This window comes from Bradyrhizobium diazoefficiens (assembly GCF_016616885.1).
Classification (GTDB): Bacteria; Pseudomonadota; Alphaproteobacteria; order Rhizobiales; family Xanthobacteraceae; genus Bradyrhizobium; species Bradyrhizobium diazoefficiens_F.
This window is the reverse complement of sequence record NZ_CP067102.1, coordinates 1,714,669-1,733,271: the sequence shown is the minus strand read 5'-3', so window position 1 is coordinate 1,733,271 and position 18,603 is coordinate 1,714,669. Positions and strand designations below refer to the sequence as shown.

Below are 18,603 nucleotides of genomic sequence, written 5' to 3'. Positions count from 1 at the left end.
CGCATGTCGCATTCAATAAGGGATGCACCGATTTCTCAGCGGTTGGAACTTCTATGCAGCGCGCTTTCAGGACCACATCCTCAAGTGTGCGTGAATAAATGGGACAGTACTCTAAGCGTTGAGCTACCGAACTTCTCCAGTCAGGGCCGTGGCAATTTCCTGTCGGGAAAAACGTGTCGTTCTGAGGACCGACCAAGCCTTCGTGGAGCGTGTCCTTTGCGCGATATGGGGCGCCGCAGATGTTCCTCGTTAAGAGTTGGTGCAGAAGCAGATCGCATGGCGACGACGCCGTCGCCGAGAACTGCAATCGCCGAACGTTTGGTTGCTCGTCAGGAGTACAGGGTCTCGCTCATCGGGGCGGTTAATTCGCCTAGAATGCGAGATTGGCTCCGACTTTGTCGATCGGCAGCTAGCTGGTTCGACAATGATCACCAAGCGGCCGCCGGATAGAACTTCAGCTTATCCTTCAGCAGCGCTTCGAAATGTGCCTAGCAGGTTGTTGAAGAACTAGGCGCGTTCGCATACGAAACCTGAGCCGTCGCCGCCCTTGTAGATGTAGAAGAGGCCGACGAGCCGCCTGCAGGTGCCGATGATAGCCCATCCGCGACCGCGGGGCGGATCGTTCTCGTCATGCCCTTTCCATGAGAAGTCTGCGCAGAGCGAACCGTCGCGCGCCGTAGCGGACGTCGAGGAAGCCCTTCAGCGCACCGGAGGCAATTTCACCCTCGGACTTACCCTCGAGAGTGAGATGTGCCTCCTCGACGAGATCGAGAAAGTCGTTGTCCCGGACGTCCATCTCGACGATGCGCCAGCAACCGGAAAAGGCCTTCGCGAAGCAGCGCACCTTGGCCATTAGCTAGCCTCCGCGATCAGCATCGACGATGCGGCCTAGGCCCGCAGTGTTCCCGAAGAACCGCGACCGGCTGCTGGAAGGCGACATCGCGGCTAAGTTCCTGGGCGGCATCGGAATGACACTCATGGTTCGACTACGGATCTGGAGCCAGGCTCTACCGCAAGGGGCAAAGGCAAGGAGACGAGGCTGTGCTTCATTGGACACGGCCTGATTGGAAACTGCTATGGCCTGCTGATTGACGCCTGCCTGCGCAGGCCGACGGGCCTGCCGAGCGGGTGGCCGCGCTGCTCATGATCGAGCCTTGCGCTGACCGGCCGACAGCGCTCCGGCTTGGCGCGGACAAAGCCTAATGCGGACGACTTCGTCAGCGAGCTGCGCTCGATGAACATCACACCGCATGTTGCACATAAGAAATGGTACGTGCGGGGCCGCGACAATCGAGCGGGCGAGCTGTTCAGCTGCGTTGACCTTCGGAGGTCGTTCACGGAAAGCGGGCGCTGTTCGGCGATTCAGGGGCGCGAAGGGTCGAGGACCCTCATTCGTACGAGAAGATTGGTTCCCCAAGCACTGATCGAATCGGCTGAGCCCCGAGCCCTGGCATATCAACGGTCGCGCGCAACCGTCACTCAACTCAGAGCTCCATCGCCGGTATGCAAGAGCACACAGAACTCCACGAGCCGTTGCGAGCGAGCCGGGATGCGTCGATAGAGATTACGGCGCCAACTCGCACTTTGCAAATGGCGGCGATCAATTTCTCGAATCCGGGATGGGCGGTGCCGCCACCAAAGCGGCCGAGATCATCCTCGATCACGATGACTTCGCTCCAGCCAAGCTGCCGCGCAGGGTCGGCTAAGTCGTACTGACGCTGCCGGCACTCTTTGTTGTGGACAACCTGGTTGTTGTGTACAACCTGGCGCATTCGTTTTTGTCACGAATTCAAAAGCGCCGAAATATCGAAATCCACTTCCTGTAGCTGTTGCTTCATGATTTTCCGGCGAGCTAGAAGTCTGCGTGCCGACATATGCTCGCGCGGCCGGTTTACGCTCTCCACGCAGATGCAAGCATCTTTCCGGAAATGGAATACAGAAATGTCAGACATCGCCCCAGGTCGCACAACGCTCTCGGTGGCACCAAATGGAAGTCCAACAATCTGAAGCTTTAAGTCGTATTGGTCTGACCAAAACCAAGGCAGAGAATCATATGCCCTGTCTACGCCCGCGATGACGGCTCCTGCAATTCGCGACTGGTCGGTGGCGTTCTGCACGGACTCCAGTCGAATTCCGTTCGAATTGAAAGGGCCACGAAACAGCGCGCAGTCGCCAGCAGCAAATACGTGTGCCCGGCTAGTGCGTGATCGCGAATCGACAACGACACCGTTTTCGCTGAGCAAACCGAGCTGTTGAGCCAATTCCAAGTTCGGAATCGATCCGATCCCGACAATGACGACGTCTGCGTGTATAGACGTGCCGTCCTCAAGCAAGACTTGACGGACGACACCGCTCTCACCGACGAGCGAGCGCACGGCGCGAGCGGTCTGCACTTTCACGCCGTGATCGACGTGTTTCGACGACAAGAATTGAGAAATTTGCGGCGCGACAACGCGGGCGAGCACCCGGTTTTCCGCTTCGATAACCGTGACGTGCTTTTGCTGCTGTGCAAGCGTTGACGCGACTTCAAGACCTATAAATCCGCCGCCGATCACGACAACGTTCTCTGCGTCTGCGGTCGCGGCTCTAATCAAGCGAGCGTCCACTATGGACCGCAGGTAACAGACGTTACCAAGATCGGCGCCTGCGCACGTGAGTCTTCGTGCACGCGCCCCGACCGCAAGGGCGAGGGTATCAAAGGTGAAATGTGTACCGTTCGAGAGTACAGCCTTGTTCGTTTCGGGCTCAAGACGGATCACCTTGGTACCCAGTTCGAGATCAATGCCATTTTTCGAATAGAAGGCCGCCGACTTGAGAGGCGTCGCTGCATCCGACGGACCTTTAAGAAAAGCCTTCGAGAGTGGCGGGCGATCATAGGGAAGCTCCGACTCGTCGCTCACCAAGACTATGTCTTCGCCGTACCCGTTTTCCCGGGCGTGTGATGCAATTTCACATGCGGCATAGGACCCACCGACAATCAGTAACGTTTGATGCATGGATACCAAAATTTACAATGATGCGAAAATTGAGGATCCACTAATGACATCGAACCGCGTCTCAGCTCGCGCCCGAAGACACGTGATCGACGTTCGGCGCTTAAGCAAAAGCAGCACCAGGCGCGAGTGTTACGGTCAGGCCATCCAAATCCTCCGTCAACTCAATCTGGCAGGACAGTCGAGAGCTCTCTTTTCGCTCCTCGACTACGTCCAGCATTGCATCTTCGATTTCACCAATAGGCTTGAGTTTCGCTCGCCAAGTATCGTCGACATACACATGACAGGTTCCGCAGGACGCACACCCCCCACATTGCGCAGTTAGATTCAATCCTGCATCCCGCATCGCCTGCATAAGCGTTTTTGCAACGACATCGTTGAGTTTGACCAACTTCCCTCTTTGGTCGGACACTAGCACCTTCATTGTAGAACGTTCCTAAAAGAGTACATGCAAAGGACCATACGACCGGTGAGAAAAACCACGGAGCCGCGGGGCCTCCTTCTCCGGATCAAGGCGCAAATCTGGAAGACGATTGATAAGCACCTTCAGGCATTCTCGCATTTGAAGTCTGGCGAGGTGCATACCCGGGCAAATTCGGGGACCGGAGCTGAACGCCATGTGATCAGTGGGCGGCTTTCTATTCAAATCAACCAAGTGCGGGCAAGCATAATGTTCGGGGTCTCGATTTGCAGCTGCGTGTAAAAGGCAAATCGGGTCATCCTTCTTGACGGTCGCACCTGCGAGCGACACGTCCCGATTGGCTTTTCTGAACCGCCATTGGAGCGCTCCCAAGAGCCGCAACGACTCTTCGACAAGCGCATTAAGGGCGTATTCCTGATCCTTTGTGACTGCTTCACGTACAGCAGAGTCAGATAAGAATAGATAAATCGCGTTAGCGATGGCGTTTGTAGTGGTTATCCCCGCGCCAAGCTCAATATCCCTCACAATCCCCATCACGTCATCCGCATCAACTTCACCCCAATCTTCCGGGGCTCGAGACCAGATTTGGCTGATGAAATCATTCCCGCGTTTCTCCCTTCGCTCAAGGACAAGGGGCAAGAACAGTTTGTTTAGTTCATAGGATACGCATTTTGCCTTCTGGGTCAGCTCCTCGTTGTTCCTGTCGTACATCCAAGCGAGCAGATCTTTATGCCACTGGGAGACATTCGCGATCAGTGCGTCATTCTTCCAAGGAAGCCCAAAAAGCGAGGCCATGATTCGCGCAGGTACCAGATCAGAAAATTGAGTGATTAGCTCAGCGCTGCCTCTGTCAAGAAAGCGATCGATAGCGTCGTTGATAATGGGGCGGACATGATCTTCCCGATATTGCGGCATAGCCTGCTGGTTGAGGAGCCTCAGATAGAGCCGGCGCATACGAGCGTGCTCCGTACCGACCAGGTACGTAACAGCCGTTCTTTTCATGTCACCCTTGAGCTCCGCTTCCAAAGGACCTTCGTCAAGGGTCGGAAGCCGATATGTAGTCTCGTCGGCCTCAATCACCCTGCAGAGGTCGTAACTCAACACGAGCCAGCAGTTCATGCCTGGATCCCAAACGACCGGGCCCCTTTTCCGCAATACGTCGTAACTCGGAAAAGGGACCTTGTCGGCGAGTGACCGCATAGACCACTCCGTGGAAAGCGGCGAAATAGGACCAGCGCTCATATGAAGTCCTCCTCTGGAAGCTTGGTATTCAGTGTGTGCGTCGGCGTCGAGCTCTGTCGAACGCGACTATAGAAACCGCTGTTCCGATGCGTAAAGCATAGAGCGTCTGAAGAGCTCGAAAGCTGCGAAAGTCGCGTTGGGAGTAGGGAAATTATGCAAAAAAAGCTATTGTCTGCCGATTTTAAGTCGAGCTATAGGGCCGGCTCCGGAAATTTGCACAGTGCGATAAGTGGAGTTTCTGCCTGACGGCGGGCAAGATTGACCCGCGAATCAGGAGAGACGATGACGAGACGACACGCCGAAACCACACACCGGCTTTCAAGGCCGAAAGTGGCGCTTGCCGCGCTGAAGGGGGACCGGACACTGACTCAATTGGCTGAGCAGTTCGACGTTCATCCCAATCAGATCACCTCGTGGAAAGCGCAGCCTGAAGGCGGGGCCGTCGATGTGTTTGGTCCGGGGAGCAGCGCAGCGGCGGCGCTACCCGCCATTGACGTGAAGTCGCTGCACGCCAAAATCGGAGAACTGACGCTGGAGAACGATTCCTAAGAAACGGCGGCAGCACCAGCACCTGCCTGCGGGGCTCCACGATCGTGGTCGAGTAGCTCAGCCATTCGGCTTTCGCCCTCACAGATCCGGGCGGGCGGATTTCCCGCACCCGGCTCTTCCCGAGAGTAACCCGCGTCGTATCCGCGCCTGCGCCCAAGTGCGAGTGATGCGTGGAACGGGCAGACGGAAGCGAGCCGTCAGGGTCTCGAACTCCGACCAGCCCATGCGCCGACTTTTCTGACTACGCCGTCTCAGACAGCGCAGCCACGTCCGACGCAGGTTCCGGTAGAAGCCGTCGAGCGCAGGGTAGTTGTGCGGCCTGCCGTAGTAGCCGTAGTGTCCACGCAGAACAGCGGCGAACCACTTGTGCTGAGTGGCCAGTGACTCGTGCATGAGCCGCCATGCGTCCTGGCGCAGCGCCGTCAGCTTGCGCGTCAGGCGTTTCCCTTCAGTCTTGTGCTTCACGATGAACCGGCCATCTCGGGTCCGCCCGCAGTAGTGGATGAAGCCGAGGAAGGCGAAGGTCTCTGGCCGCCGCTCGCCGCGCCGCTGACGCGAGAGGGCCGCGAACCGGCCAAACTCGATCAGCCGCGCCTTGTCCTGTGGAGCGTCAGACCGAAGTTGGCCAGCCGCGCCTTGAGGGCCAAGAGCATTTCCTGCGCATCGGCGTTGCTCTCGAAGCCCATGACGAAGTCGTCGGCATAGCGCACGATCACAACGTGACCGCCTGCATGACGACGGCGCCATTGGTGGGCCCAGAGATCGAGGATGTAGTGCAGGAAGATGTTGGCAAGGAGCGGGCTAATGCCTGCCCCTTGCGGAGTGCCTCTGTCCGTCTCTTGCAACTCGCCGCTCTCGAGAACGCCGGCTCGCATCCACAGCCCGATGAGCCGCAGAATGCGAGGATCGGCAATCCTGTGCGCCACCATCCGCAACAGCACCGGTGCGGGACGAGAGTCGCCTGTAAAAGGCACCGAGTGCCGTATCGGTGCGTCCGACTGTGACCGCAGCAAGACGAAGAAGTGCCGTGGCCCGCCCGCCGAACCGGCGCGTTCGTGACGAGATCATTTTGCCGCCGGATCTCGGCGCCAGTCCCAGCGAAGACACCGCTTCGATCCAATCGTCGCAGGCAGATGCCTTCTCCTGGTAAGCGTCGTAGAGGGCGAGTGCCTGCTCGAGCGCAAAAAAATGCGCGGCGCGGGAGCTCCCGGTAAGCGCCTTCGCGATGGTCTCAGGACTGGAATGGCAACTGTAATGGCGGAAGCCCGCCAGCGTCTCAGGGTCGCGCACGTCGGCAAGGATCGCGCGAACCAGACCAGCCACTCCGGTGATATCGGCGACGACGTGGTGGAGCTGAAGATTCATCTCGGTCAGCGCCTTCTGCATATGCTGGATGTGCGAGGCCGAGTACTCCAGCAGACGCTCGCGCTGACGCACATAGGCTCGCAGTTCGGCAATCTGCCCTTTGGGCCAAAAGCTGGCCCGCAGTAACCCGAAACGAATGGAGCCGCTGCAGCCACTGCGCGTCGCTGACATCGGTCTTGCGCCCCGGCACGTGCTTGGCATCGCGTGCTTTGACAAGGAACACCGCAAACCCGCGCGCATCGAGAAGCTCGAAAATCGGTTTCCAGTAGACGCTGGTCGATTCCATGACGACCGTCTCGACCCCGCATTCCGCAAACCAGTCGACCAGTCGATGCAGATCAGAAGTGAAGGTACCGAAGCTGCGTACGGGCTCAGGTGTGCGATGTGCCCTCACGGCAGCCATGTGCATGGTCGTCCCAATGTCGATGGCAGCCGCGTTCGGGTGCACCATGGGCATCGTGCGGTCGACCTTGGACTTCGATCCATTGCGGCTCATCTCCAATCCTCCTGCTACCAAAGCGGAAGGGCTGGGCTGCGCACGTCACCACTCTCAAGTGCGCAACAGCTCTTTTGAACAGGGTTACATGCCACCAAAATCATATCGGCCGCTCCCTTCCGGCCCACAGTCTAGCGGCATGCGTTTCTATCCCACAGGGAGCGAGCAGCGCTGGGGTCAGTTTTTTAGAAGGTGCGCTCACCAAGGCGGGATTGCTGAGCGCAAAACGATGATCGACCGTGAGCACGATCTGTCGATCACCAGACAGGCGGAAGTTTTGAAGATCAGTCGTGGCAGCGTGTACTATCTGCCGCGTCGGTGTCGCTCGACGACCTCGCTATCATGCAGCGTCTCGATCGGCTGCATCTGGAGTACCCCTTCGCCGGTTCGCGTATACAGCGTCGGCTGTTTCGATCGAAACTATGTTAAGCGTAGTCCACCTTGCCAATCGCTCGCGCTGCCTCCCACTCATCGCCCCAAATCATCACGGCATGGCCGGGCGATATCTCACGGTACCGACGCACGGGAGGCACGTAGTCGGACGACCGTAGAGGGCTCTTGATCTCGTCGTTGGATACCGCGCGCTTCTGAAGCCGTCGCGCCGGATCGGCGATCGGAACCGCCGCGAGCAGGCGCTTGGTATACGGATGCTGCGGATTCTGGAAGATCGCCTCGCGCGACCCGATTTCGACAATCTCGCCAAGATACATGACCGCAACGCGGTGGCTGACCCTCTCCACGACCGCCATGTCGTGCGAGATGAAGAGATAAGCCAGCTTCATCCTCTCTTGCAGTTCCAGCATCAGGTTGACGACCTGCGCCTTGACCGAGACATCCAGCGCGGAGACCGATTCGTCCGCTACGATCAACTTCGGCTCAAGCGCGAGCGAGCGCGCGATGCAGACGCGCTGCCGCTGACCGCCCGAGAATTCGTGCGGGAATCGGCTCGCCATGTCTGGCTGTAGCCCGACCCGGCGCAGCAATTCGCCGGCCCGCTCGCGAGCCTGTGCCTTCGTTGCCAGCCCATTGATCAGCAGCGGCTGGGCGATGGCGGTACCGGCGTTCATACGCGGATTGAGAGAGGCGAACGGATCCTGGAAGATCATCTGCATGTGCCGTCGCTGCTGTCGCAATTTCGCGGCAGAAAGACCGAGCACTTCGACTCCGTCCAGCAGCACCGAGCCCGACAGCGGCTCCGTCAATCGCAGCACAGAGCGCCCCGTCGTAGACTTGCCGCAGCCGGATTCGCCGACCAGCGCCAACGTTTCACCAGCCTTTACACTGAACGAGACATTCTCGACGGCATGCACGCAGCCGGCAACTTTGCCGAACAATCCTGAGCGGAGTTCGAAGCGGGTCGTGAGCCCGGAGACCTCAAGCGCGGGCCGCTCGGCTTGCGCGACAGTATCTGCTGTCTCGACCGGTACGTCGGACAGGCCGGTCGAGCGGTCTACTATGGGGAAGCGCATAGGCCGCCGTCTGCCGGTCATGGAGCCGAGTCGCGGAATCGCCGCGAGCAGCGCTCGCGTATAAGGATGCTTCGCGCCGCCGAAGACCGTCTCGGTTGGCCCAGCTTCGACCGCCTGGCCGTCATACATCACGACGGTGCGCTCAGCGATCTCTGCGACCACGCCCATGTCATGGGTGATGAAGAGGACGGACATGCCCTCCTCCTCCCGCAACTCCTTTATAAGCTCCAGGATCTGCGCCTGGATCGTCACGTCGAGCGCGGTGGTCGGCTCGTCGGCGATGAGCAGCTTCGGCTTGCATGCCAAGGCCATCGCAATCATCACCCGCTGGCGCATACCGCCCGAGAAGCGGTGTGGGTATTCGTTGATACGGGACTTCGCCGCGGGGATGCGCACCTTTTCCATTAAACGAACCGTCTCCGCTTCGGCCTGCGAACGCGACAGGCCGCGATGCAGCATCAGAGCCTCGGCAATCTGGAAACCGATCGTCAACACTGGATTGAGCGACGTCATCGGCTCCTGGAAGATCATCGCGATCTCGTTGCCGCGGATGTGCCGCATCTGCGATTCCGGCAGGTTTAGGAGCTCCTTGCCGGCGAGCTTGACCGAGCCCTCCATTCGGCTCGACCCTGCAGGTGTCAGACGCATGATCGACAAGGCGGTCACGCTCTTGCCCGAACCGGATTCGCCCACCACCGCGACCGTTTCGCGGGGACCGACATCGAACGAGATTCCGCGCACAACGGGCCGCCACTTCCCGTCGACTCGGAACGCGGTGGTCAGTCCCGAAACTGACAGGATTGGATCGGCCATTGCGGTTAATCCCGGGAGACGACGGTCTTGGCGCCATTGATGAGGACGCGCCCGTCGAGGTGCCACGCTACGGCGCGCGCCAGGACATGCCGCTCGGTGTCCCTGCCCTTGCGGACGAGGTCGTCTGGAGCGTTACGGTGCGAGATGCGCTCGACGTCCTTTTCGATGATCTGACCCTCATCAAGATCGGCCGTGACGTAATCGGCAGTGGCGCCGATCAGCTTCACACCACGCGTATGCGCTTGGTGCCAGCTCAGGCCGAACTGGTCGGCGATCACGGAGAATTTTTTACGGATTGCCGTGAGCGAGCCGCTTTGCGGAAAATTGAAGACGACGGGCATGAAGAAGCTGTCAGTCTCGACATCGTCGAATTGATTGGCGTTCAGGATGTTGCCACTATTCTCGAACAGACGGCACGACATCGACACAACGATCGCCGGGCGATCTCGGCAGGACAGGTTAGAAGGTACTGCTCTAGGCATGAAGGCGCTCTCATCATCGAAACTTCGGCCAGCGGGTCTGGGAGCCGAGGTACCTAGAGGTTGCCCCGGCTTCATCATCACTAGCTGCTTCTCAGCCCCACGACCATTCATAGACATTCCAGGCTTTGCTGGTCACATACTGGTTCGGCCTGACGCCCTGCAGGGCCTTGTGAAATATTTGCCCGTTACGCAAGCCACACTGCGGGGCGAAGGGCACCTCCTCCAGCAAGATCTGCTGGATGCGTCCATAGATCTTCTTGCGCTCCGACCGGTCCATCTGCTTGATGCCTTCATCGAGTAGCCGGTCGACCTCCTTGTTCTCGTACTGGGTGTAGTTCGCGCCGCTACCGGTCTTCAGCGGGATCATCTTGGAAGACGCGCGGTTCGTGTAGTCGGGATCCATGCCGACCGGCGGCTCCCACGCAACCAGTAAAGTGTCGAACTGCGATCTGGTGGTGTACTCGCCCCAAACCACCGATGCGGGCATATTCTTGATCTCCATCTCGACGCCGATCGCCTTCCAGTTCTGCTGGAACAATGCCTGACATGCCCGCCGACTCGCGACGTCGGTGGTGGTAGACATCGAGAATTTTAGCTTGACGCCCTCCTTCTCGCGGACGCCATCAACACCGACTTTCCAGCCGGCCTCATCCAACATCTTGGCGGCGAGTTGTGGATTGGGAGTCTCCTCCTTTAGATCGTGATTGTAGGCCCAGTGGCTGGTGTGAAGATATGAAAGCGTGCGTTCGTTGGTGCCGAAGTAGAGGTCATCGATCGACTTCTGCATCTCAAGCGCAATATATAGCGCCTTCCTGACCTTGGGATCGCGGAACTGCGGCTTTCCGCAATTGAAGTAGATGAATTGGACCGCCGGGTAAGGCAACGTAAAGAAGGTCCGGTCTGGCAGTTTCGCGGCCTCAACCCAACGATCAGGCGGAACTTGGGTGAAATAGTCAATCTCGCCAATGCGTGCCTGGCCATAGGCGACGGATAGATCCGGTATGAATTTGTGGATGAACTGCCGAATACGTGGAGGCCCGCGATGGTAGTTGGGGTTGGCCTCATAGACCATATGACTACCGGGCGTTCGCGAGCGTAGGATGTAAGGACCTGTGCCGACCGGATTCGTGTTGAAGCTGGACGTGTTGATATCCGCCTCGGCCGCGAGCAGGTGACTCGGCACGATATGCATGTCCTGCCATGCCCAGATGAAGGGCACGTACGGCCTGTCGAGCTCGATCTCGATCGTGTAAGGATCCATCACCTTGAAATTCTTGATGAGGTCCATGCCGCTGCGCGAGCGCACCGCCACCCTAGGGTTGACAATGGTCTGATAGGTAAATTCCACGTCCTTGGCAGTGAATGGTTGGCCGTCGGCCCACTTGACGTCGCGCTTCAGCTCGATCCGCCAGATCTGGCCATCGGCGGAGAGGCCGCCGTTCTCACGTGTTGGAATACGGATCGCCAAGTTGGGCACAAACTCGCCCTTTTCATTAACCTCCCAGAGCGCATCGAACATGCAAGATTCCGGGATATTCTCGACGCCGGCGTTGACGTAGAGGAGAGGGTTGAACTGCACGGGTTCCTGCGTCGTGCCGAAGATAACGCGGTCGCGCTGCTGCGCAATTGCGGGGCTGTAAATGCCGCTCGCCGGGATCGCGAGTGTCGATGTGGCGATTGCCTTGATGGCGGAACGGCGCGTCAATCTAAACTGCTTGGACATGTTACTCTCCCATTTGATTTTATGGATCGATCTTAAGTCTTACATCGAAGGCATCCCGGAGGCCGTCGCCCAAGAAGTTGAAGCCCATGACGGTGAAGGTGATCAGGACGCCGGGAAGGATCGCTAGGAACGGCACAGTGTCGAAATAGCCTTGTGCGTTCGTGAGCATATTGCCCCAACTCGCCATCGGCGGCTGGATGCCGTAGCCGAGATAACTGATGTAGGATTCCATCAACACGGCGTTTGCGACCTTGAGTGTCGCCGCAACCACGACCGGTGCCACTATGTTCGGCAAGAGCTCCACCAGCATGATGCGCCAATTCGAGGCGCCGAAGCCGCGAGCAGCCATGACGAAATCTGTCTCCTTGAGCGTCGAGACCTGCGCTCGCACGATGCGTGAGACCTCCATCCATGAGGTCAAACCGATGATCAGCGAGATTGACAGGATCGTCGGTGGCACAAAGGCGGCCACGACCAGCAGCAGGAAGACCTGGGGAAAGCACAATACGGTGTCGACCAAACGCATCAGCAGATTGTCGATGATACCGCCGCAACAGCCGGCGGCCAGGCCAACCAGCGTGCCAGTGACCATGGTCGTGATCATCGCGACGATGCCAACGGACAACGAGACTTGGCCGCCATACAGCAGTCGACTTAGCGTGTCGCGTCCGAGATCGTCCGTGCCAAGAGGATTGGTCCAGGACGTGAACGGCAAAAGGAAGGGTCGCGATGTGTCGATCTGCAAGGGATCGCACGGCGACAGGAACGGAGCGAACAACGCGGAGGCGCACAGCAGCAGCACCATCACGGCTCCGAAAACCGCGATGCGGTGGGTCACGAAACGTCGCGCGATCATCCGAGCAAACGACTGCTGCGATGCAGAGGAGCTGGCTGGAATATCCGTCATTGCCATAATATCCGTCATTGCCATGCCCTCAGAAAAGCTTCACGCGTGGATCGATCAGCGCAATCGCAATGTCAGCCAACAGATTCCCGACAATGACGGAGAACGCTGTGAACATGATCATGCCCATCAGGATCGGATACTCCTTCATGCCGAGCGCATCGACGAAAAGGCGGCCCATGCCGGGCCAGCTGAAGATCGTCTCCGCGACCAGCGCGCCTGAGAACAACGTCGGCAATTGCACGCCCATCAGTGCGACCAGCGGGATGACCGCATTGCGGAAGGCATGCCGCGTCAAAACCTGGCGCGTGCTGAGGCCTTTCGACTGGGCGGTGCGGATGTAGTCTTGCTGGATTACGTCCAGAAAACTCGAGCGCGAATAGCGGCTCCAGGTCGCGACCAGCACGAGCGTCAACACCATCACGGGCAACACCAGATGGCGCAGCAAATCCCAGGGGTTTCCCTCTTCCCCAATCTCGTACATGCCGCCGGAGGGCAGCCAGCGGAGCTGAATGGCGAAGATGTAGATCGCCATCAGGCCAAACCAGAAAGTCGGGAAAGATAGCGCCAGCATGGCGCCCGTCGTGGCCAGATAGTCGAAGAGCGAGTTCCGCCGGACGGCGCCGAGCATACCGATCGCGGTGCCGATCAGGATTGCGAGCGCCAGCGCGGTGCCCATCAGGATCATCGTCGCTGGAATGCGCTCTACGATGACGTCCAGCACCGGCCGGCCGCCGAAGAAAGTCACCCCCCAGGAGCCGGTGAGCATGGCCTTGGCCCAGCTCAGATATTGCAGGTAGAGGGGCTGGTCGAGGGCAAGCGCTGTGCGGATGCGGTTGATGTCAGTGACGGTAATGCTTGGGTTCAGCGTATAGACTGCCAGCGGGCCGCCCGGCGCTAGGTGCATGATGCCGAAGCCAATAATGGAGACGCCAACCACGAGAGGGATCGAATAAATGATCCGCCAAACGATATATCTCAGGACGTCTCCACGCATCGTTCAGCCCGATCCAATTCAGTTTGAGGTCTTCGACCGACCAGTTCTTGCGCATCCTCGATGCCGATTGAGAAACGACTCAGCTGGATGCGGCCGCGCGCAGCTTTCTCCTGTCTTGGTAGATGACGCTTGCCCTCCTGCAATGTACCGGGTTGCGACCCTCAACAGTGTCACCGAGCTCAAGAGCGCCATCATGGAATGCACGAGCCGGTGGTTGAGGGCGTTCGCGCAGAGCCTCAGCACGAAGTACGCGGCCCTTGGACCTGGTCCACGACCCATCCCCCCCGACTCGGAATGTCCTGATTGACTCAAAGTTCGAAAAGCTTCCGTGGCGCACGCGTTAGTACTTCGACGCCGGACTCGGTGACACGAAATGTCTCGCTCACGAAGCAACTGAAATCCTCCTCGAGGAAGTTGCAGAGAAGCAAATGGAAAGCCATGTTCGGCTTCAGCACTGTCATGTCCCCATCCACGAGGTACGCGCTCGGTTCTAGCCCATTAAGGCCTTCGGAGTGACCACAGAGCGTATCCTTCTTGAAACCGTGCTTTTCAATCGCGCGATGGGATGCGTTAGCGACCTCGCTGCAGGTGGCGCCCGGCCGCACCGTGTTCAGCGCGGCCTCCAGACCGGCGACCTGCGCCTCATGCAGCCGGCGTAGGCGGTCGGAGGGTTTACCAATGGAGAAGGTACGCATGATCGTTGCAATATACCCATAGCGCACTGCGCCAAGTTCGATGTTGATCTGCGAGCCATCGCGATAGGCATCCTCACTGAATGACATGTGGCCTGCGAAAGTCCGTGGTGAGGCGCTCACATACATCAGGGGAATCCCTGTTCCAGATTTGCCGTTGGTCCCGCGCAGCAGCGTGGCCATGATCTCGGCCGCCGCGTCTGCTTCCCTCACACCGGGGCGTATCACCTCTGCCGCATGCATGATTCCCGCATCAGTAATGGCAGCAGCTTCCCGCATGATGGCTATCTCGAGATCGGACTTAACTGTCCGGATCCAGTCGACAGCTTTAGCGCAGTCCACGATCCTCGCTTTCGGCAGTCGCGCCTTGAACTTCTGTTGGTCCTGCGCGCGCAGCGAATCCAATTCGAGCCCCACACCACGGTTTGCGAGCCCAGCTTCATGGAGAAAATCAATGACTGCGTCGAAGCCATCCACACCCGGGTTTGCAGTGAGCGATGGATAGCCGATCACACTTTCGGGTTTAAGGAATGTCAGATAGACGGCCGCCGGTACATGGTGGCGAGCTAGGATGAACGTCGGCTCCTCTTCGTGAAGAGTAACCACAAGGCCCTGTATGAGATATGAGGCTGGCGAGTAACCCTTGGTGGTGAAACCCGAGAGATATGCGACGTTGCCAGGGCTGCTTACGAAAAGTGCATCGATCTCGCGGTTTCCCATTTCCGATTTCACTGCAGCAAGCCTTCGCAGGTACTCAGAGCGCGGAAAGGCCTGGGGGCCTTTGCTGATTGTCATTGCCTCACCTCATCGTCGTGTTTGGTTGCTCGAAAAACTCTGTGTCCGCCGAGCCTGCAAAGCGCTCGCCGAGTTACGTTCTCATTTTCTATCGGAACATCTTCGTATCGCGGAAAAATAGATGGGTGATGGTTCTTCCCTCGAGGAGCGCTGCGGAAAAGCCATCTAACCTTCGACTCGCTCTAAACGTGCCCGATTGATTTTGTGAATTGCCTGCGTTGCACCGGTCGTAGTCATCGGTAGCTCCAAATCGAATACCGTAAAATGGACTATAGATCGGTCCGCTCGGCTGAATAACGGCGAAATCGCGTTTGTATTGCAGAAAGACGTCGAATCCGTCCGGTTCTTTGGGAATTTAGTCGCAGAGAGGTTGTCGCCGTGGGCTTGGGATCGTTAAGGACACGCGGCGATGGATCATATCCGCCACCACATGCGAATCCGGTAGGCCCCTCGGACCAATCGACATTTAGGGTTCCTTGGCTGACGGTTGTATGAATCATGGGTTTCTAGAGACTAGTGCGACCGGATGCCCTGGCCGCTGGTCCTGATGGAGATCGGGGATCGAGGCCTCATGAACGGGTCGCGCTTGTGCGCTTAAAGCTCTTCCGGGTTGCTCGGTCCCCAGCTCCGCCCGTTTCCATCATGTTGTCTTCGCCCTCACACCACGAGGTGGCCGGGATACGCCGCAGGTCAGGCCGCGAGCTTAGGCCGATAGAATTCTCCTGTCGTCATCATCGCCCAGATGATCCGAGCCAACTTTCGCCATCGGATTGCCGCACCGGTCCTGCGGTTTCTGGTCGGTCGTCGTGGAGTTAACCCGAAATCTACACTGCATTGCCTGCTAGAGAATGGCGGAGATCTCCAAATGCGGGATGCCGCTACAACTGCGGCTTCTACGGTCGGTCTTCGAAGAGGTCCGCGTGAGCCTTTCCCGGTACGAGACCGGCGCTCGAGCTCACGTCGCCGCAAAAATTCTAGAAGCGGCCACCACAGGTGAGAAGAGGCCTGACCGCCTCAAACAGATCGGTCGCGAAGCACTTTCGAAAGCTCCACTTATGTGGCGATAGGCCCACGGCATCATACACACCTGGAAGGACGTTCTTGATCTTGGCGCACACGCTGCTCGTCGACGGCGAACGAACCGATTGCAGCAGGTCGCGCACGTGCTTGGCCCGGGCGTCGTGCAGATCACTGACCGCCCAGCCGCGAGCGTCCGGATCGCCGGTCGCCTCTCCTTCGTCATCAACATCGAGATCGCTCCTGCGGCGGACGAATCTCTGCGCCCGCCGATTCGTTCCGGCAGTTGACGCAGGCCCGCGATTCGCAGTCGTAACGGCTGTCGCCTTTGCGCGTGTTGCGCCTGCCTGTGCAGAACCTAAGAAGCTATCGATAAGATCTCCTGGGGGAGATTAAAGTGAGCCAGCGCACAACCTGTCGAAGAACAACGACACGACCAAGGCGATCAATTATGCCTCAGCCGCTGGGATGCATTCACCCGCCGCTGTGCATGTCGAATAACGTCAGCGCGAGCTACGGGCTGCCGGATCACCCCGCCAAGCGATTCAAGAACTCCTGCCCCGGAATTGGCGTCCGCCGAGCATCGCTCACGCTGCTAAAAGCAGCCAGCCAAGCGACCCAACCACGGGCCGTTGCCAGGATGCGCGGGATAGCCCAGATATAATCCACAGGTTCAACAAGGCCATCGAATCGTCAGCTGAAATCATCAAATGGCTGTTCAGTCACTGGCGAGCCTGACTTTATTCAGTACGTTACCGTGGAGAGTATGCAAGACTATGATCAGTTCACTCAGCGGTTTTGGAACTCGGACATCAAGGCTTTCAAGACAATGGTGATACTGGATCGCGTCAAAGCGGGTTTTGCCGTTCCAATTGAGGTTCAGAGAATTGAAACTGATCCAGGTCAGCACCTCTGCCACAAAGCCAAGCAGACTTTATGTGACTAAGCTTAAATCATCCTGAGTTGGCGGGGTTTGGATGACGATGCTCAACCGTTCGGCTCCAGACGCATCGCCAACCCTCGCGTTGACCGCGACTGAAATCGGCGTGCTCGATCGCCTCGTGAACGACAGACCAAAAGCAAGACGGAAAACGCTGTCGCACTATCTGATCAAGGTCGCCCGGTTCGGCGGTTATCTCGCCCGCGCCAGCGATCCGCCGCCCGGCAATACCGTCATGTGGTGCCGGCTGTCACGTCTCACCGACATAGCGTAGGTGTCATGGTCGGAGGAGAATTTGTGGGTAATTGAAAGCCTCACCGGATGCTTACGAAGCGGTAAAATTGCAGACGATGAGGTAATTGCGGTCGGTGCCCGCGGCTCGAAAGGTCCGCTATCTTCAAGCCTTCCCGCAATCTCCCGAATCGGATGTGGCCATGAAGCAATATGTTGGGCTGGATGTCTCGCAAAGAGAAACGTCGGTATGTGTGGTTGACGAAGTAGGTCAGGTCTTGTTCGAGGGAAAGGTCAAGTCCGACCCCGGGGCGCTCACGGCACTGCTTCGCAAGCGGGCGCCACAGGCGGAGCGCATCGGATTTGAGACCGGGGCGATGGCGAGCTGGCTTTGGCATGAACTTCGTAGAGTTGATCTTCCGGTGGTCTGTATCGACGCGCGGCATGCCCACGCGGCTTTGTCCGTGCGCATGAACAAGAGCGATCAGAATGATGCTCGAGGACTGGCCGAACTGGTGCGAGTTGGCTGGTATCGAGAAGTCAAGGTCAAGAGCGAGGAAAGTCAGAAGATCAGCGCTATACTCGTCGCGAGATCTCGGCTCGTGGCCATGCGTCGAGATATCGAGAACCAGGTCCGCAGCCTCATCAAAGAATACGGTTTGCTGTTGCCTCGCGCGATCGGACTGCAGTTTCGCAATCAGGTCTGCCAGCTATTGGGCAAAGATCATCAGCTCCTCGGTGTGATTGCGCCGCTTCTGTCGATCCATGAACAGATCTGCTAGCAGCAAAGCAACTTCGACAACGAAGTCCGCCAGTTGGCAAAGTCCGATGAGACGACGCGCCGCCTGATGACGGTTCCTGGTGTTGGTGTGGTGACCGCTTCCGCCATACGATCGACGACCCATCGCGCTTCCGATCGGCATTGAGCGTAGGCGCCTATCTGGGTCTTACACCTCGGCGCAATCAATCTGGCGAAACTGACATCAATGGCAAAATATCACGATGGGGCGACCGTCTTCTCCGAACTTACCTGTTCGAGGCCGCGACCGTCCTGCTTTATCGAACGAAGAAATGGTCCTCCCTCAAGGCCTGGGGAATGAAGCTCGCCAAGAGGATTGGCGCGAGGAAGGCGAAGGTCGCCATTGCGCGCAAGATCGCCGTTGTTCTGCACTGCATCTGGGTCGACGGCACATCATTCGACTGGGGCCAGGCGAAGGAAGCCTGATCCGATTTGTAAAGTTTCTGGTCCGGTCTGCCGGACTGGCGATGTCCCGCTGGGACGGTGTTGTGGCGACCTCGTTCATTCGGCTGGTTGGCGGCTTGACTGTACTCCGCTGCAGACGTTGAGGCGTCCGACCCGGACATCATCATGAGGCGCTGCGCGACCTCGGAAAGGACCATGACCCTAGCGAAGACATCAACCAGCCCGTACGCTCCAATGGCTGGCCAGCAGAGCATGTATCAGCCGCGCCCG

At 58.3% G+C, this 18,603-nt stretch carries 15 protein-coding genes and 6 pseudogenes; 7 read left to right on the top strand and 14 right to left on the bottom strand.

Translation table 11 applies throughout. The annotated features are described in order from the left end of the window. Positions 1-507 precede the first annotated feature (507 nt). A pseudogene (locus JJC00_RS08040) lies at positions 508-853 on the bottom strand (hypothetical protein). Positions 854-967: 114 nt separating this feature from the next. On the opposite strand from JJC00_RS08040, the pseudogene JJC00_RS37920 reads away from it, so the two are divergent. Further along, positions 968-1,258 (top strand): annotated as a pseudogene (locus tag JJC00_RS37920) (IS5/IS1182 family transposase); the annotation flags it as partial. A gap of 226 nt (positions 1,259-1,484) precedes the next feature. Here the strand turns inward: JJC00_RS37920 and JJC00_RS08035 are convergent. From JJC00_RS08035 to JJC00_RS08020, 4 genes are all read right to left on the bottom strand, one after another. Next, a complete protein-coding gene (locus tag JJC00_RS08035; RefSeq protein WP_200472105.1) occupies positions 1,485-1,772 on the bottom strand; it encodes a recombinase family protein in 288 nt (95 codons plus the stop codon). A gap of 9 nt (positions 1,773-1,781) precedes the next feature. After that, positions 1,782-2,996 carry an NAD(P)/FAD-dependent oxidoreductase gene (locus tag JJC00_RS08030; RefSeq protein WP_200472104.1) on the bottom strand — a complete coding sequence of 405 codons (1,215 nt, stop codon included), beginning with the start codon at positions 2,994-2,996 and terminating at the stop codon, positions 1,782-1,784. 100 nt (positions 2,997-3,096) lie between these two features. After that, entirely contained in the window at positions 3,097-3,417 is a 321-nt protein-coding gene (locus tag JJC00_RS08025) for a 2Fe-2S iron-sulfur cluster-binding protein (protein WP_200472103.1), read from the bottom strand. A 12-nt stretch (positions 3,418-3,429) separates the two neighbouring features. After that, positions 3,430-4,533 carry a cytochrome P450 gene (locus JJC00_RS08020; protein ID WP_200472102.1) on the bottom strand — a complete coding sequence of 368 codons (1,104 nt, stop codon included), beginning with the start codon at positions 4,531-4,533 and terminating at the stop codon, positions 3,430-3,432. A gap of 405 nt (positions 4,534-4,938) precedes the next feature. Between JJC00_RS08020 and JJC00_RS08015 the strand changes: the two are divergent. Beyond that, positions 4,939-5,199 (top strand): annotated as a pseudogene (locus tag JJC00_RS08015) (transposase); the annotation flags it as partial. An 84-nt stretch (positions 5,200-5,283) separates the two neighbouring features. Here the strand turns inward: JJC00_RS08015 and JJC00_RS37915 are convergent. The 3 genes and pseudogenes from JJC00_RS37915 to JJC00_RS08005 all read right to left on the bottom strand — a co-directional run. Continuing rightward, the gene (locus JJC00_RS37915) at positions 5,284-5,670 is read right to left on the bottom strand and encodes a hypothetical protein (RefSeq protein ID WP_246774133.1); all 387 of its coding nucleotides are present in this window, start codon (positions 5,668-5,670) and stop codon (positions 5,284-5,286) included. A 119-nt stretch (positions 5,671-5,789) separates the two neighbouring features. Then, positions 5,790-6,134, bottom strand: coding sequence for a reverse transcriptase domain-containing protein (locus tag JJC00_RS37910; protein ID WP_246774132.1), 345 nt, complete (start codon positions 6,132-6,134; stop codon positions 5,790-5,792). A 10-nt stretch (positions 6,135-6,144) separates the two neighbouring features. Continuing rightward, positions 6,145-7,066: pseudogene (locus JJC00_RS08005) on the bottom strand (IS110 family transposase); the annotation flags it as partial. 181 nt (positions 7,067-7,247) lie between these two features. On the opposite strand from JJC00_RS08005, the pseudogene JJC00_RS08000 reads away from it, so the two are divergent. Beyond that, positions 7,248-7,486 (top strand): annotated as a pseudogene (locus JJC00_RS08000) (IS3 family transposase); the annotation flags it as partial. Between the two features lie 5 nt (positions 7,487-7,491). On the opposite strand, the gene JJC00_RS07995 reads toward JJC00_RS08000, so the two are convergent. The 6 genes from JJC00_RS07995 to JJC00_RS07970 all read right to left on the bottom strand — a co-directional run bounded on the left by JJC00_RS07995 (position 7,492) and on the right by JJC00_RS07970 (position 14,941). Beyond that, on the bottom strand, positions 7,492-9,348 hold the full coding sequence (locus tag JJC00_RS07995) for an ABC transporter ATP-binding protein (protein WP_200472101.1): 1,857 nt from the start codon (positions 9,346-9,348) through the stop codon (positions 7,492-7,494). A 5-nt stretch (positions 9,349-9,353) separates the two neighbouring features. Continuing rightward, the gene (locus JJC00_RS07990) at positions 9,354-9,830 is read right to left on the bottom strand and encodes a formyltransferase family protein (RefSeq protein ID WP_200474031.1); all 477 of its coding nucleotides are present in this window, start codon (positions 9,828-9,830) and stop codon (positions 9,354-9,356) included. Positions 9,831-9,921: 91 nt separating this feature from the next. Then, positions 9,922-11,553: a peptide ABC transporter substrate-binding protein gene (locus JJC00_RS07985; RefSeq protein ID WP_200472100.1), complete on the bottom strand. Its 1,632-nt coding sequence runs from the start codon at positions 11,551-11,553 to the stop codon at positions 9,922-9,924. A 19-nt stretch (positions 11,554-11,572) separates the two neighbouring features. Further along, complete coding sequence (locus tag JJC00_RS07980) at positions 11,573-12,460, bottom strand: ABC transporter permease (RefSeq protein WP_200472099.1); 888 nt, start codon at positions 12,458-12,460, stop codon at positions 11,573-11,575. Positions 12,461-12,488: 28 nt separating this feature from the next. Beyond that, positions 12,489-13,454 (bottom strand): ABC transporter permease, encoded by a 966-nt coding sequence (locus tag JJC00_RS07975; protein ID WP_200472098.1) that lies wholly within the window; start codon positions 13,452-13,454, stop codon positions 12,489-12,491. Positions 13,455-13,762: 308 nt separating this feature from the next. Continuing rightward, a complete protein-coding gene (locus tag JJC00_RS07970; RefSeq protein ID WP_200472097.1) occupies positions 13,763-14,941 on the bottom strand; it encodes a M24 family metallopeptidase in 1,179 nt (392 codons plus the stop codon). Between the two features lie 1,145 nt (positions 14,942-16,086). Here JJC00_RS07970 and JJC00_RS07965 point away from each other — a divergent pair. The 4 genes and pseudogenes from JJC00_RS07965 (at position 16,087) to JJC00_RS07950 (ending at position 18,354) form a co-directional block, all read left to right on the top strand. Beyond that, the gene (locus JJC00_RS07965; protein WP_200472096.1) at positions 16,087-16,248 is read left to right on the top strand and encodes a hypothetical protein; all 162 of its coding nucleotides are present in this window, start codon (positions 16,087-16,089) and stop codon (positions 16,246-16,248) included. Between the two features lie 476 nt (positions 16,249-16,724). Further along, the gene (locus JJC00_RS37900; protein WP_246774131.1) at positions 16,725-16,904 is read left to right on the top strand and encodes a hypothetical protein; all 180 of its coding nucleotides are present in this window, start codon (positions 16,725-16,727) and stop codon (positions 16,902-16,904) included. A 31-nt stretch (positions 16,905-16,935) separates the two neighbouring features. Then, entirely contained in the window at positions 16,936-17,172 is a 237-nt protein-coding gene (locus JJC00_RS07955; protein WP_200472095.1) for a hypothetical protein, read from the top strand. A gap of 160 nt (positions 17,173-17,332) precedes the next feature. Then, positions 17,333-18,354 (top strand): annotated as a pseudogene (locus JJC00_RS07950) (IS110 family transposase). Positions 18,355-18,603: the final 249 nt, after the last annotated feature.

Bases quoted from the DNA above. Each gene is read 5' to 3' on its own strand.
- JJC00_RS08035 (WP_200472105.1), bottom strand. From the start codon at position 1,772: ATGCGCCAGGTTGTACACAACAACCAGGTTGTCCACAACAAAGAGTGC.
- JJC00_RS08030 (WP_200472104.1), bottom strand. From the start codon at position 2,996: ATGCATCAAACGTTACTGATTGTCGGTGGGTCCTATGCCGCATGTGAA.
- JJC00_RS08025 (WP_200472103.1), bottom strand. From the start codon at position 3,417: ATGAAGGTGCTAGTGTCCGACCAAAGAGGGAAGTTGGTCAAACTCAAC.
- JJC00_RS08020 (WP_200472102.1), bottom strand. From the start codon at position 4,533: ATGAACTGCTGGCTCGTGTTGAGTTACGACCTCTGCAGGGTGATTGAG.
- JJC00_RS37910 (WP_246774132.1), bottom strand. From the start codon at position 6,134: ATGGTGGCGCACAGGATTGCCGATCCTCGCATTCTGCGGCTCATCGGG.
- JJC00_RS07995 (WP_200472101.1), bottom strand. From the start codon at position 9,348: ATGGCCGATCCAATCCTGTCAGTTTCGGGACTGACCACCGCGTTCCGA.
- JJC00_RS07990 (WP_200474031.1), bottom strand. From the start codon at position 9,830: ATGCCTAGAGCAGTACCTTCTAACCTGTCCTGCCGAGATCGCCCGGCG.
- JJC00_RS07985 (WP_200472100.1), bottom strand. From the start codon at position 11,553: ATGTCCAAGCAGTTTAGATTGACGCGCCGTTCCGCCATCAAGGCAATC.
- JJC00_RS07980 (WP_200472099.1), bottom strand. From the start codon at position 12,460: ATGACGGATATTCCAGCCAGCTCCTCTGCATCGCAGCAGTCGTTTGCT.
- JJC00_RS07975 (WP_200472098.1), bottom strand. From the start codon at position 13,454: ATGCGTGGAGACGTCCTGAGATATATCGTTTGGCGGATCATTTATTCG.
- JJC00_RS07970 (WP_200472097.1), bottom strand. From the start codon at position 14,941: ATGACAATCAGCAAAGGCCCCCAGGCCTTTCCGCGCTCTGAGTACCTG.
- JJC00_RS37900 (WP_246774131.1), top strand. From the start codon at position 16,725: ATGCAAGACTATGATCAGTTCACTCAGCGGTTTTGGAACTCGGACATC.
- JJC00_RS07955 (WP_200472095.1), top strand. From the start codon at position 16,936: ATGACGATGCTCAACCGTTCGGCTCCAGACGCATCGCCAACCCTCGCG.